Origin of the sequence: Bacillus sp. ChL18 (assembly GCF_026241425.1) — a bacterium.
In the GTDB taxonomy this organism is placed as follows: domain Bacteria; phylum Bacillota; class Bacilli; order Bacillales; family Bacillaceae; genus Bacillus; species Bacillus velezensis.
Map to the genome: position 1 here is coordinate 215665 of NZ_JAPHWE010000003.1, position 13643 is coordinate 229307.

Annotated in this window: 14 protein-coding genes; 12 read left to right on the forward strand and 2 right to left on the reverse strand. The window is 47.2% G+C overall.

The features are described from left to right. Positions 1 to 21 precede the first annotated feature (21 nt). The gene (locus OQ477_RS17485) at positions 22 to 663 is read left to right on the forward strand and encodes a GDSL-type esterase/lipase family protein (protein WP_174738521.1); all 642 of its coding nucleotides are present in this window, start codon (positions 22 to 24) and stop codon (positions 661 to 663) included. A gap of 195 nt (positions 664 to 858) precedes the next feature. After that, complete coding sequence (locus OQ477_RS17490) at positions 859 to 1074, forward strand: YczI family protein (RefSeq protein ID WP_369719110.1); 216 nt, start codon at positions 859 to 861, stop codon at positions 1072 to 1074. On the opposite strand, the gene OQ477_RS17495 is transcribed toward OQ477_RS17490, so the two are convergent. Next, on the reverse strand, positions 1045 to 1365 hold the full coding sequence (locus OQ477_RS17495) for an antibiotic biosynthesis monooxygenase family protein (RefSeq protein ID WP_265973371.1): 321 nt from the start codon (positions 1363 to 1365) through the stop codon (positions 1045 to 1047). The two genes, OQ477_RS17490 and OQ477_RS17495, sit on opposite strands and share 30 nt — an antisense overlap. Positions 1366 to 1521: 156 nt before the next feature. Between OQ477_RS17495 and OQ477_RS17500 the strand changes: the two genes are divergently transcribed. The 9 genes from OQ477_RS17500 to OQ477_RS17540 all read left to right on the forward strand — a co-directional run bounded on the left by OQ477_RS17500 (position 1522) and on the right by OQ477_RS17540 (position 12643). Next, a complete protein-coding gene (locus tag OQ477_RS17500) occupies positions 1522 to 3525 on the forward strand; it encodes a penicillin-binding transpeptidase domain-containing protein (RefSeq protein ID WP_045206795.1) in 2004 nt (667 codons plus the stop codon). Between the two features lie 113 nt (positions 3526 to 3638). Next, positions 3639 to 4541, forward strand: a complete 903-nt coding sequence (locus OQ477_RS17505; RefSeq protein ID WP_021495104.1) for an aldo/keto reductase — start codon at positions 3639 to 3641, stop codon at positions 4539 to 4541. A gap of 299 nt (positions 4542 to 4840) precedes the next feature. Next, a complete protein-coding gene (locus OQ477_RS17510) occupies positions 4841 to 6925 on the forward strand; it encodes a BglG family transcription antiterminator (RefSeq protein ID WP_265973372.1) in 2085 nt (694 codons plus the stop codon). A gap of 222 nt (positions 6926 to 7147) precedes the next feature. After that, complete coding sequence (locus tag OQ477_RS17515) at positions 7148 to 8662, forward strand: class I adenylate-forming enzyme family protein (RefSeq protein WP_265973373.1); 1515 nt, start codon at positions 7148 to 7150, stop codon at positions 8660 to 8662. A 158-nt stretch (positions 8663 to 8820) separates the two neighbouring features. Next, positions 8821 to 9681 carry an SDR family oxidoreductase gene (locus tag OQ477_RS17520; protein WP_021495102.1) on the forward strand — a complete coding sequence of 287 codons (861 nt, stop codon included), beginning with the start codon at positions 8821 to 8823 and terminating at the stop codon, positions 9679 to 9681. 12 nt (positions 9682 to 9693) lie between these two features. After that, positions 9694 to 10197: a D-lyxose/D-mannose family sugar isomerase gene (locus OQ477_RS17525; protein ID WP_021495101.1), complete on the forward strand. Its 504-nt coding sequence runs from the start codon at positions 9694 to 9696 to the stop codon at positions 10195 to 10197. A gap of 87 nt (positions 10198 to 10284) precedes the next feature. Beyond that, positions 10285 to 10908 (forward strand): GNAT family N-acetyltransferase, encoded by a 624-nt coding sequence (locus OQ477_RS17530; protein ID WP_022552606.1) that lies wholly within the window; start codon positions 10285 to 10287, stop codon positions 10906 to 10908. 6 nt (positions 10909 to 10914) lie between these two features. Then, positions 10915 to 11337, forward strand: a complete 423-nt coding sequence (locus tag OQ477_RS17535; RefSeq protein WP_003156270.1) for a pyridoxamine 5'-phosphate oxidase family protein — start codon at positions 10915 to 10917, stop codon at positions 11335 to 11337. Positions 11338 to 11833: 496 nt separating this feature from the next. Continuing rightward, positions 11834 to 12643, forward strand: a complete 810-nt coding sequence (locus OQ477_RS17540) for a lipid II flippase Amj family protein (protein WP_007609475.1) — start codon at positions 11834 to 11836, stop codon at positions 12641 to 12643. Between the two features lie 37 nt (positions 12644 to 12680). Here OQ477_RS17540 and OQ477_RS17545 read toward each other — a convergent pair whose 3' ends face one another. Next, positions 12681 to 12971, reverse strand: a complete 291-nt coding sequence (locus tag OQ477_RS17545) for a DUF3817 domain-containing protein (RefSeq protein ID WP_003156265.1) — start codon at positions 12969 to 12971, stop codon at positions 12681 to 12683. Between the two features lie 175 nt (positions 12972 to 13146). Here OQ477_RS17545 and OQ477_RS17550 point away from each other — a divergent pair, with 175 nt between their 5' ends. Then, positions 13147 to 13581, forward strand: a complete 435-nt coding sequence (locus tag OQ477_RS17550; protein WP_007410180.1) for an Lrp/AsnC family transcriptional regulator — start codon at positions 13147 to 13149, stop codon at positions 13579 to 13581. Positions 13582 to 13643: the final 62 nt, after the last annotated feature.

Consider the following 13643-nt stretch of genomic DNA (forward strand, 5'->3'; position numbering starts at 1 on the left):
GTAACGAGTGGAGGAAAGTAAATGGGACTTGTTTATACGGCGCTGGGGGATTCTTTGACGACGGGAAGGGGATCCGGGCCGTTTTCCGCCGGTTTTGTCCAGCGGTTCGGGCGTATGATGGCAGAAGATTTACAGACAAGAACCGACGTATCCATCTTTGCCAAATCAGGCCTTGAGACGGGAGAAATTCTCGGGCTTATGTCCTTGCCGTACATTCAGAGGCGGATTCAGGCTGCTGATATGATTACGATTACAGGCTGCGGCAACGATTTGATCGATTCGGTTCAGGCATATCAGCAAACATCGGACGCTTCGGTGTTCACCAGCGTGTCCAGTCACTGCCATGAGAACTTTGAAAAGATGATAGCCAAGATCGCTGCCTTAAAAGGGCCGCACCCGTCTCCTTATGAGATCCGCGTCTTTAATTTATACAATCCTTTCCCGGGCATCTCCATTGCAGAAAAATGGATATCCTCTTATAATGCGCACCTCAGCACACTCGCATCGGCGCCGCACGTCAAAATCGCCGACGTCCACAGCGCTTTCAAAGGAAAAATGAATGAATATCTCTCTCATGACCGCATACACCCCAACAGCAAGGGATATGAAGTCATGGCATGCGTCCTGCGGGGGCTCGGATACGGAAGCCTCGCCCGCTCATAACCGCGCGCTCCTTTTCATCGGGAGCGCGCTTTTCGTGCTCCTTAAAACAAACTTAAAATTGTCCGACTTTCGTTCTATCCGCGCAAAAAATACGCTAGAATAATGGGGGATAAAGACAGAAATAGAATTGTGTTCAAAAAATGATAACAGAAAGGATGGATTGCTTTGCTGCGCGCCTTAAAACTGTCACTCGCGATGCTGATTATTATACTTGCGGCCGCCGCATTTACGTATGCGGAACATACCTCTGTCATACAGCCGGTTATGCTCGTGTTTCTCGGTGCGGTCATGTTCATTCAGGGGCTGGAGGAAAAACGGAAAGAAAACGACGGCTCCGGGAAATTCAATATCTATACCGCCGTTTTTGTATGGTCAATCTCCTTAATCGGTTTTACGCTTCACGCGATCTGAGTCTGATAGATCCTGAAAATGCTCCACAATGGGAAATGGTGAATAAAAACGGTGCAGTAAGGCTTTCCATTCCTGATATTCCGGCGATCCGCGAAAGCCTTTTGTATGATCTTCCAATGTCTCCCATTCCACAAGCAGCAAATATTTATGCGTCTTTTCCATACATTTGGACAAGGAATGGGACAGATAACCTTTCATACCCGCGATAATCGGCTCCGCCCGGCGGAATGCCTCTTCGAATTCTCCCTCAAGACCTTCTTTTACATAAAGCATGGCTGCTTCTCTGATCATCTGAAATTCCCCCTTTTTTTAATAGATACATTGTATAAGAATATGGCCCGTGACGGCAGGAAAAACAAAAAAATTTTAAACACTATGAGAAAAAAATTCTTGCCAGCCTGATTTGGTTTAGGAGAAAATAACAGTTGGAAGGCAGGGGAATAGACAGTGAAAAAAGGGTTATACCTATTACTTTTACTCGCAGGAATCATAGGTTTGATCGGCTGCTCGAAAACGGAATCGGCCGAAGACAGAATGAAAGATTTCGTAAAAGACTGGAACGGCGGTCATTACGATAAGATGTACCAAAGCCTCACCCAGGATGAAAAGAAAAAACTATCCAAAAAGGATTTTGTAAAACGATATGAAACCATTTATGAACAAGCAGGGGTCAAAAATCTGAAAGTCACTGCCGAAAAACAGGACGAAGACGACAAGAAAAAAGATGACCTCCAGCACATCGATTATAAAGTCAGCATGGATACAAAAGCAGGTAAGGTCGCTTTTGAAAACACGGCCGTCCTGAAAAAAGAAAAAACAGACGATGGAGAATCATGGAACATTGACTGGAATCCTTCTTTTATTTTCAAACAGCTTTCCGATGACAAAACCGTGCAGATCGCAAATGAAGAACCGAAGCGCGGACAAATTTACGACAAAGACGGAAAAGGTCTCGCCGTGAATACCGAGGTGCCGGAAATCGGCATTATCCCTGGAAAACTCGGCAAGGATAAAGACAGCGTGATCAAAAAACTGTCTGAAAAACTGGACCTTTCTGAAGACGATATCAAAAGCAAACTGAACCAGGGCTGGGTAAAAGACGACTCCTATGTCCCGATTCAAAAAATCAGACCGGATGATGAAAGCAAGGTCAAAAGCCTGCTCGCATTAGACGGCGTGACGAAAACGAAGGTCAGCTCCCGCTACTATCCGTACGGTGAAAAAGCGGCCCATCTGACCGGCTATATTAAAACCATCACAGCAGAGCAGCTGAAAAAAGCGAAAGACGGCCAATACAGCGATACTTCCAAAATCGGCATCGCCGGCCTTGAGAATGTATATGAAGACAAGCTGCGCGGCACGGCCGGCTGGAAAATTTACGTCCCGCAAACAGGTGAGGTCATTGCTGAAAAGAAAGCCGAAAGCGGGCAGGATATTCATGTAACGATTGACATGAAAACGCAGACGAAGCTGTATGATTCTATGAAAGATGACAGCGGAGCGGCAGTCGCCCTCGAACCGCAAACGGGAGAGACACTCGCGCTCGTCAGCGCACCGTCTTATGACCCGAACGGCTTTATTTTCGGCTGGAGCGGCAAAGAGTGGAAAAAGCTGAATGAAGATAAAAACAATCCGTTTTCAGCGAAATTCAACAAACTCTATGCGCCGGGATCAACGATTAAACCGATTGCCGCGGCAGTCGGCCTGACAAACGGCACATTGAAAGCGTCAGAAAAGAAAAAAATCACCGGAAAAGAGTGGCAGAAAGATTCAAGCTGGGGCGGTTACCATGTCACACGCGTATCAGAGCGCCTGAATGAAGTGGATCTCGAAAACGCGCTGATCACATCGGACAACATCTACTTTGCGCAAAATGCCATAGATGCCGGAGCGGACGCGTTTACAAAAGGATTAAAAACATTTGGCTTTGATGAAGAGATTCCGTACCAATTTCCGATTGAAAAGTCTTCAATCGCTAACGGCAAGCTTGATTCCGAGATCCTTCTCGGAGATACGGGCTACGGCCAGGGGCAGATGATGATGTCTCCGCTGCACTTAGCGGCTGACTATACCGCATTTGTAACAGACGGAAATCTCGTCAAACCGACATTGATCAAAGACGGAGAAAAAACACCGCAAATCTGGCATAAGCAAGTGGTATCGAAAGCCAATGCCGAAGAAATCACGAAAGGGCTGAGAGGCGTCGTTGAAGATCCGCGCGGCTCTGCATATCAGCCGGCCGTAAGCGGCATTACCGTAGCCGGAAAAACCGGTACAGCCGAGCTGAAAACGTCTAAAGAAGATAAAGACGGCAAAGAAAACGGCTGGTTTGTCGGTTACGATTATAAAAAGAAAGACCTTTTGATCGCGATGATGATTCAAGACGTCAAAAAACGCGGCGGAAGCCATTACGTCGTTGAAAAAGCGAAAAAGCAGTTTCAGAATCATTAAATGACGATTTTTGCGGGCTGAAAGGAAAATCGGCCGCCGAAGCAGAATGAAACAGCATGGGCAATTCCTGAAAACAGAGATACAAGAGGCTCTAAGAAAAAGGGGGATTTCACATGCAGCGCATTCAATTGGCTGAAGACCTGGAATTTTCAAGAGTGATACACGGGCTTTGGCGTCTGAACGAATGGAATGTTTCAGACGGAGAGCTGCTGAATCTGATTGAATGGTGCATCAGCCAAGGCATCACCACCTTCGACCATGCCGATATATACGGCGGTTATACGTGTGAAAAGCTGTTCGGCGGCGCTTTGTCCCTTTCGCCTTCAATAAGGGAGCGAATCGAAATCGTCACAAAATGCGGGATTGTCATTGAATCACCGGAACGGCCCGGAAACAAATCGCATCATTATAATACATCGAAGTCTCACATTTTAGCGTCGGCGGAGCAGTCGCTTTTGAATCTGAATACGGATTATCTGGACGTGCTGCTCATTCACAGACCGGACCCGCTTATGGACCCGGAGGCTGTGGCTGAAGCGTTTCATGCGCTGAAAAGCTCGGGAAAGGTCAGATATTTCGGGGTGTCGAACTTTAAAGCGCACCAGTACAGAATGCTCGAATCCTATTTGGATGATCCGCTCATCACAAACCAAATTGAAATCTCGGCGTACGAGCTGGAAAATATTCATGACGGCACGCTGGATTTCTGTCAGGAAAAACGCATTCCGCCGATGGCGTGGTCACCGCTTGCGGGCGGGAGCGTCTTTACCGGACAATCAGATAAGGACGTCCGTATCCGTGCCGCGCTTCGTTCCGTACAGGAAGAAATCGGCGCCGCTTCCATTGACGAAGTCATGTACGCATGGCTGTTCACCCACCCGGCGGACATCATGCCGATTGTCGGCAGCGGAAAAAAGAACCGCATTTCCGCCGCGGTGCGTGCCTCCGCGTACAAACTCAGCCATGATCAGTGGTTCCGGATTTATACCGGTGTCCAAGGCTGCGATATTCCATAAACAGAACAAACGCCCGGAAGCTATCTTCCGGGCGTTTGTTTATGTGGTGTGCAATGTCTAAAAACAAGTAAGGTCACTTTGAAGTATAGCCGTGCGGATCAAGAGTAACAAGCGTCATGGCATATTATCTGACACATTTTTCTTTTTCAATACTGTCACACGGCCCAGTGCCAAATTGCCATTTGAAAATGGTTGAATAATCATTGAAAGCGTTTTATATTATAACTTACACCACTTTCCCCGGCAGCACTCCCCATATGCCATACTTCTCACAACTAGAAAATCTGGAGGCGCGTTTCATGTATATGACAGCGAGAGAACAAAAATTAATGAAACATCTATTACTGCAGAACCGGTACGAGACAGTGCATGAACTGGCGGAAGCTTTACAAGTCAGCACAAGAACCGTTCACCGCGAGTTGAAAACAATCAAACCGATGATGGAATCATTCGGTCTGGCACTTGATAAACAGCCCGGCAAAGGACTGAAAGCGGTAGGAAACCCGGAGGACAAACAAAAACTCCTGTCAGACCTGTCCTATGAACAGCATGAATACAGCGCTGAGGAGCGGAAACTTTTAATTCTATGTTCACTATTAGAGTCTCAAGAGCCGATCAAGCTCTACAGTCTGGCGAACGAACTGCAAGTGACAAACGCGACGATCAGCTATGACCTGGATGAGCTGGAGACTTGGATTGCGCCCTTCGGCTTGACGCTGATCCGAAAAAGGGGCTTCGGCATTCAGCTGACGGGGCCGGAAAATGCGAAACGGAAAATCGTCGGCAATCTCATCGTCAACCGCCTTGATATTCAAAGCTTTTTGGAAGCGGTTGAATTGAATATTAAAGGAAAACCGGACGATGCTGAAAAAATGTTCGGCGTCGTAAATAAAGCGGAACTTTTGAAAATGGACCGGCTCTTAATTCAGCTCAAGGAAAAAATCGCGATCGCCTTATCTGACAGCTCATACATGGCGCTTGCGGTTCATTTAACCTTTGCGATGGACCGGATCAGGCTCGGAGAAACCATCACGATGGAGGCTTCGGAACTAAAAGCGCTGCAGCAGACGAGGGAGTACGGCTCTGCGCTGGAAATGGCAAAAGAGCTTGAAAAAGCGTTCGGCGTTTCAATTCCGGAAGCTGAGATCGGTTATATCACCATTCATTTGCGGAGCGCCAACCGCAAATACAAAACGGAATTCAAACCGGAAGACATAGAGGTTGAAACGGCCTTGCAAACGAAGCAGCTGATCGGCTTCATTTCTGAAAAAATTAAAATTGATCTGACGGAAAACGGTTCTTTATACGACGGTTTAATCGCCCATCTGGAGCCTGCGATCAACCGGGTAAAAGAAAATATCGACATGTACAACCCGATGACCGAGCAAATTAAACGCGACTACTTTCTGCTGTACATGGCCGTAGAAGAAGGAATGGAAAAATTCTTTCCGGGGCTTCTTTTCTCTGATGATGAGATCGCTTTCATTGTTCTTCACTTCGGCTCCGCTCTGGAAATCAAACGGGAAGAAGCGAAGATCAAAGCGCTGATCGTCTGTTCTAGCGGCATCGGGTCGTCCAAAATGCTCGCATCCAGGCTGAAAAAAGAGCTTCCGGAAATCCGTTCCTTTGATATGTCTTCCCTCATCGAACTGAAGGATCGAGACATCACCGCGTATGACATGATCGTATCCACCGTTCCGATCCCGTATGAAAACATTGATTACGTCATGGTCAGTCCGCTTTTAAACGAAGAAGACGCTGATCAGGTCAAGCAGTACATCAAAAGAAAAATTCCGCTGATTCTTGACAAAAAAAGAAACGGTAAAAGAGAAGAGAAGCAGCCGGAGACGCCTGATATGCTGGAAGCGGCCGGCCGTATGGCGCATTACGCGGCGGTTATCCAAAGCGTGCTGCGGAACTTTTCGGTCAAATCCATTGATTCAAACACGGCGTATGAGCTGTTTTTGAACCGTATGTTTGACATGCTGGAACAAGAAGGATTGGTTCATAATGCCCAAAAAACCGCACAGCGCCTTGCTGAGCGTGAACGACAGGGCGGACTCGGCATTCCGGGAACGGTGATGGCCCTGTACCATCTCAAAAATGAAGAAATTGTCACGCCTTTTTTCAAAATTTATGATTTGACAGCTCCATGCAGTGTCAAAGGCATGGACGGAAATTCCCTGACCGTCGACCGCGCTTTGGTGATGATGGCGCCGGCTGATATGCCCGCTGAAGGGTCGGAAATACTAAGTGCGGTCAGCTCGGCCATTATCGAGTCTGAAGACAGTATAAAAGCCTTCCAGACGGAGGATGAGGCCGATTTATACAAACGTTTAAACAAGCTGTTTTATCATTTCATTCAGGAGAAAGGACAGCGGTAAACAGGAAGCGCACACCTCATGTGGGGTGTGTTTTTTTGTGCATGTATGAGGGTAAGGGGAAGGGAAGAAACTAAAAACACGGGACTATTGTATCATTCACTGATGGAATAGTTCTAAAACAAAATAGTTTTACAAGTTATATTTTTTGGTTTAAAATGGGTTGCGTGAGAAAGAAAATCTGACAGAGTTTTTTTGTGATTTATCATTATGGGAGATGAAAATATGGAGACATTACAGCATCTGATTCTGCATGACATTTCAAATAGCGAAGAGATCGAAGCTGTAAAAAGCGGTGCGTATACCCTGACCTACGCGGAATATCGAAAACGAATCAACCAGCTTGCACAAGCGCTTCTTGATAAAGGAATAAAAAAAGGCGACAGAGTGGCGATGCTTTGCAAAAACGGCCACGCGGCATCCATTGTCATGTTTGCGGCACTCGAAATCGGCGCGGTGGTTGTGCCGGTCAGCTGGCAATTAACACCTTACGAAATGAAAGGCATTTTAGCAGCCTGTGAACCGAAAGCTGTTTTTTACAGCACTGAATTTAAAGAGATCATGGAAGAAGTGCTTCCTGCGCTTGCATCTTCTCTTAAACTGAAGGTCGTAACAGGAACAGCTGCGGAGACAACGCCTGAGTTTGACGCTTTATTGACAGGCTCCGGTGATACACCGGATGTCGAAACGGTGTCTGAAAACGATACGGCATTGCTGATGTTTACCTCAGGCACAACCGGCAATCCGAAACGCTGCATGATCACTCACGGCGGCATATACAACTACGTAAACGCGACATTGGCATACACGGGGAGAATGCAGCATGTCCGCTTCTTAGCATGCCATCCGAATTACCATACGAGCGCGATTATCTGCCAGATGGTCGGCACGATGAGCGGAACGACATTCATTATGACAGACAATCAGGACCCTGTGGAAAACCTGAAGCTCATCGAAAAAGAGAAAATTCAAACCGTGATGGCGCTGCCTGTCTATTACACATACCTGCTGAAAGCATGGGAAACGCATCAGACTGACATGTCTTCTATCGTTTATATGATGACGGGAGGCACAAAGGTGCCAAGCAGTCTGATCCAGCAGTATCTCGACATCGGCATCCCGCTCATGCACGGATACGGAAGCACGGAAGCGTGGGGCATCAGCTCTTGGAATCCGCAAATGGGAATGGATAAAGCCGCTTCCGCGGGTAAACCGATGGAAGAAGTGGACGTCCGCGTTGTAGATCCGGAAACAGGCGAAGTCCTTCCGCAAGGCTCAATCGGAGAAGTCGCTGTGAGAAGTCCGTTTTTATTCAAAGGCTATGAAGGTAACGAAGAAGCGACACGAAAAGTGCTGAAAGACGGCTGGTTCCATACCGGCGATTCCGGCTATGTGGATGAAGACGGATTTATCTTTATCACCGGACGTTATAAAGATGTCATCATCTACGGCGGGGACAATATTTATCCCGACCAGATTGAAGAGGTCATTCAGCAAGTGCCGGGCATTCTCGAAACGGCGGTTGTCGGTATCCCTGATCCGCTCTACGGCGAAAAGCCGAAAGCGTTCATCGTGACAAACGGCAGAGAAGGCCTGACAGAAGAAGAAGTGACCCGATTCCTTCAAGAACGTCTTGCCGCCTTTAAAATTCCGGAAATTGAGTTCGTCAGCGAACTTCCGAAAAACAACCTTGGAAAAGTGAGAAAAGACGTGCTCCGCAAACAAGCGGTACGTTCATAATAGAAAATAAAAACCCGGCTGCCAGCCGGGTTTTTTTCTTGCGTTCCATGTGAAACATTTTTCTCCGAAAACGTTTTGAACTGTCTCATTCATGTTTATCCAAAAGACAGCCGAGGTAGACAAGAAATATGAGATCGAACAAGAAGGAGGAACTTGACATGGAAAACTATCCGAAGGAATTCCCGGCGGAATCACAAAACCGCCAGCCGGGCATTGAGAGCGAAATGAATCCGGCGCCTGTTTACGAATACAAAGAATATAAAGGCGCTGATAAATTAAAAGGAAAAACCGCACTTATCACAGGGGGCGACAGCGGTATCGGACGCGCCGTAGCGGTTGCTTACGCGAAGGAAGGCGCAAATGTCGCGATCGTCTATTTTGATGAACACGATGATGCGAAAGATACAAAAAAACGAGTGGAAGAAGAAGGCGTAAAATGTCTGTTAATCCCCGGCGATGTCGGTGAGGAAGACTTTTGTAATGAAGCCGTTGAAAAAACGGTTGAAGAATTCGGGCGTCTTGATATTCTCGTGAATAACGCCGCGGAACAGCATCCGAAAGAAAGCATTAAAGACATCACAAGCGAGCAGCTTCACAGAACCTTTAAGACAAACTTTTACTCACAATTTTATTTGACTAAAAAAGCGATTGATTACATGAAGCCGGGCAGCGCGATCATCAATACGACATCCATTAATCCTTACACAGGCAATCCGCAGCTGATTGACTACACGGCTACGAAAGGCGCGATTAACGGTTTTACGAGATCCATGGCGCAAGCGCTCGTCAACGACGGTATTCGTGTCAACGCCGTGGCGCCGGGGCCGATCTGGACACCGCTTATTCCGGCGACATTCTCAGAAGAAACAGTCGCTTCCTTCGGTCAGACTACGCCGATGGGCCGGGCAGGCCAGCCTGTTGAACATGTCGGCTGCTATGTGCTCTTGGCCTCAGATGAATCATCTTATATGACCGGGCAGACGCTGCATGTCAACGGCGGCAAATTTGTGACCACATAAGGGGGCTGAAGCATGACGATATCGAAACATGACGTGAATGCATACTATCAAAAAGCGGGAATCGTTCTGACTGATGATGAAGTCGAAGACATTCAAATCATGGATTACGGCTTAGACAAGCTTGAGGAAACCGGGCTTCAGCTGTTTATTTACGTGAATACAGACCGCTACTGTTCGAAAGAATTGGTGCTCTTCCCGGGCCAGACGTGTCCGGAACACCGCCATCCGCCGGTCGGCGGCGAGAAGGGAAAACAAGAGACATTCCGCTGCCGCTGGGGGAAGGTGTACCTCTACGTGGAAGGTGAAAAGACAGAGAACCCAAGCGTCCTCCCGCCGGAAGAAGACAAGGAATACTACACCGTCTGGCATGAGATTGTGCTTGAGCCGGGCGGACAATACACCATTCCGCCGGATACGAAGCATTGGTTTCAAGCGGGAGAAGAAGGGGCGGTCATTACGGAAATGTCATCGACAAGCACGGATGATCACGATGTTTTCACCGACCCGCGCATTTAAGGATGAGGCTGCACGCCTCATCTTTTTTTGTATGGAAAAAAATGAATTTACCTGTATAATGGCTAATAAAGGAAAGAAGGTGTGGTCGTGTTTTCCTGTCAAATCCGGGAACATCTGACGATCAGATTGCTTGCCAAAGAAGATACGGACGAATTGTATTCTGTTATGAAGCGAAATCAAAACCATCTCAGCGAATGGCTCAGCTGGGCGGAAGAACTGGCTGATATTGATACGTACCGAGATGTGATCATCCCTGAATGGCGCTATAAATACGCGGAAGAGAATGGGTTTGACGCCGGAATTTTTGTGAAGGGCCGGTTTTGCGGCATGATCAGCATCCATAATGCCGATCCAGTCAATCAAAAAGCCGAAATCGGCTACTGGCTGGATCGAGAGCATGAAGGATTCGGCATTATCACCGCAAGCTGCCGGGCGGTCATCACCCATGCATTTCAGGATCTCGGCCTGAACCGCATCATGATCAGCGCGGCTGAAAAAAACACGAAAAGCAGGGCGGTGGCAGAACGGCTCGGATTTCAGAAAGAAGGACTGACGAGAGAAGGCATTTTCGTACAGGGCGCCTATCATGACACGGTGACCTACAGCATGCTGAAGCGGGAATGGAGCGAAGATCGGCAGAAGAGCACATTTCTTGGTTTAAATGTCTCCCCAATGTGGAAAAGTAACAGCGGAGACGTTAAAAAGGAGTGATTCTTCATGAATCAAAATGAAATCAAAGAAAAAGTGCTTGAAGTACTGGATCATCATAAAGTCGGTTCGCTTGCGACGGTAGAGCAAGGCAAACCGCATTCACGCTACATGACATTTTTCCATGACGGCTTAACGATTTACACGCCGACGAGCAAAGACACTCATAAAGCGGAAGAAATTGAAAACAATCCGAATGTTCATATCTTGTTAGGGTATGACTGTGAAGGATTCGGTGACGCTTATGTGGAAGTGGCCGGAACCGCCAAACTGAACAACTCAGCCGATTTAAAAGAAAAGCTGTGGGATCCGAAACTGGAACGCTGGTTTGACGGAAAAGATGATCCGAATCTGGTGATTCTTGAAATTGAACCGAAGCAGATCAAGCTCATGAACGCGGGTGAAAAAACGCCGGCCGAGCTGGAACTTTAATAAATCATTTGATTATTCAGGGGCAATCTGTTATAATTAATTGTTAAGTGACAACATGCAAATAAAAAAGAAAGTAAACTTCTTTTTTCTGTTTTGATATAGAAGCTTCAGGCTTCAACGGACAGCTTGAAAAAAAGCTGAGCTTATTCTTTTCCTTCTGACATTCGCCCCTAACGAAGAGATGGAAAAAAGACTTTTTGTTTTACAATTCACACCGGCGCGGCTTCGGAGCCGCAGTGACGATTGAGAGGTAGGGCTTTCGTTGTCTTGTGTTCAAGAACTTCCATGGTGTTTACTTTCGAAGAATGATTCTGTCGGAACTGTTTATACGAATCACCCGCGGGCTAAGGCGGGCAACATATATTATTTATTTGCGTAAGAAAAGAATAAGACAAAACCGCACCGGGCATCCGGGCGGTTTTTTTATGTAACAGGCCGAAACCTCGCCGCAGTCTGCAGAGTCTAATCAGTAGAAAAGATTTGGAGGAATCATACATTGCACGTTATTACTTCACAAGTACTGTTTATCTTCTGTTTTCTGCTGCTGATACATTCGATTGAAACGCTTGCCTATGCAACACGGCTTTCCGGCGCGAGAGTCGGATTTATCGCGTCCGCGCTGTCATTATTTAATGTCATGGTCATCGTGTCGCGCATGTCAAACATGGTTCAGCAGCCGTTTACCGGACATCTGATTGATGCCGCCGGATCAAACGCCCTGTCTCTTGTGGGCGCCCAGTTTCGATTTTTAATATTCGGCTCCACGGTCGGAACGATACTCGGTATCTGTCTTTTGCCGACATTCGTCGCGTTATTCACCCGGGCGATTATACACTTGGCGGACGGAGGAGGCTCCGTCATGCAGGTATTTAAAAAAGGATTTTCACTGAACGGGCTGAAGCATGCGCGTTCTTATATCAGACGGCCGTCAGTCTCCTATTTAAAAGGGCTTCAATTCCGAATGATCCCGAAACGCTTGTTTGTCATTAATATGGTCATTACGTCTATTTACACGATCGGTGTTCTGTCCGCTCTGTACGCCGGCCTTTTGGCGCCTGAGCACAGCACGACGGCCGTGATGGCATCAGGTTTAATCAACGGAGTTGCGACTATGCTGTTGGCTGTATTTGTTGACCCGAAAGTATCCGTACTGGCAGACGATGTGGCGAAGGGCAAGCGCAGCTACGTCTCCTTAAAATGGACATCATTGACGATGGTGACATCAAGGGTGGCGGGCACGCTTCTCGCCCAGCTCGTGTTCATCCCCGGCGCTTATTATATCGCCTGGGTGACGAAATGGATGTAACGCAATAAAAAAGCTCCTCTTCTGCAGAGGAGCTTTTTTATTGATAATTTCTAAGGCCGCGGTCATAAATAAAATTACCGAACGGAATAAAGGCCGCGATAAAACCGGCGGCTGACCATTTCACATGCCATTTGACAGTAAACGCCGCATACGCCAGCACCGCCAGATAAATGATAAACAAACCGCCGTGAATGGAACCGGCAATGGTGACGGCGAGCGGATGATGAGCCCAATACTTCAGCGGCATCGCGATAAACAGCAGCACCAAAAGCGACATTCCTTCAATAAACCCCATCGTGCGAAGTCTGCCGATCGGCGTGTGTAACATACAGCTCCCTCCTGTCGGACATCTTTTTTCCTCTATACTATAAGCAAAGGGCAGTCCTAATATGACCATTTCGCGTCAGTTCCTAAAAAACCTTTATTAATTCAGCCTGTTGTTCTTGTCATTTTTCGGATTTCTCTTGATAATATAGCCAAAAGGGTAAGGAAGGACTACAGTCATGAAACTAGATAATGTTGATCTGAGCATCATTAAAGAGCTGCAGCGGGACAGCCGCCTGTCCATGCGGGAGCTTGGCAGAAAAATCAAATTGTCAGCCCCGTCCGTCACAGAACGTGTCAGACAGCTTGAATCTTTCGGCGTTATTAAGCGCTATACATTGGACATTGATCAAAAAAAGATCGGACTTCCCGTCTCCTGCATTGTCGAAGCGACGGTGAAAAACGGAAAATACGATCAATTCAAAACCTACATTCAATCCATTCCCAACATTGAATTTTGTTTTCGGGTCGCCGGGGCGGCGTGTTATATGCTGAAGATGAACGCGGACAGCCTGGAAACGATCGAACACTTCATCAACCGCACCTCTCCGTATGCCCAAACCGTGACCCACGTCATTTTCTCAGAAATTGACACAAAAAACGTCCTCGATTAGAGAGAGCGTGAGGAAGTCTGTTATAATAACAGGATGATTGTGAAAGAAAGAGAAGTGAAAAG

Bases quoted from the DNA above. Each gene is read 5' to 3' on its own strand.
- OQ477_RS17485 (WP_174738521.1), top strand. From the start codon at position 22: ATGGGACTTGTTTATACGGCGCTGGGGGATTCTTTGACGACGGGAAGG.
- OQ477_RS17490 (WP_369719110.1), top strand. From the start codon at position 859: ATGCTGATTATTATACTTGCGGCCGCCGCATTTACGTATGCGGAACAT.
- OQ477_RS17495 (WP_265973371.1), bottom strand. From the start codon at position 1,365: ATGATCAGAGAAGCAGCCATGCTTTATGTAAAAGAAGGTCTTGAGGGA.
- OQ477_RS17505 (WP_021495104.1), top strand. From the start codon at position 3,639: ATGCAGCGCATTCAATTGGCTGAAGACCTGGAATTTTCAAGAGTGATA.
- OQ477_RS17510 (WP_265973372.1), top strand. From the start codon at position 4,841: ATGTATATGACAGCGAGAGAACAAAAATTAATGAAACATCTATTACTG.
- OQ477_RS17515 (WP_265973373.1), top strand. From the start codon at position 7,148: ATGGAGACATTACAGCATCTGATTCTGCATGACATTTCAAATAGCGAA.
- OQ477_RS17520 (WP_021495102.1), top strand. From the start codon at position 8,821: ATGGAAAACTATCCGAAGGAATTCCCGGCGGAATCACAAAACCGCCAG.
- OQ477_RS17525 (WP_021495101.1), top strand. From the start codon at position 9,694: ATGACGATATCGAAACATGACGTGAATGCATACTATCAAAAAGCGGGA.
- OQ477_RS17535 (WP_003156270.1), top strand. From the start codon at position 10,915: ATGAATCAAAATGAAATCAAAGAAAAAGTGCTTGAAGTACTGGATCAT.
- OQ477_RS17545 (WP_003156265.1), bottom strand. From the start codon at position 12,971: ATGTTACACACGCCGATCGGCAGACTTCGCACGATGGGGTTTATTGAA.
- OQ477_RS17550 (WP_007410180.1), top strand. From the start codon at position 13,147: ATGAAACTAGATAATGTTGATCTGAGCATCATTAAAGAGCTGCAGCGG.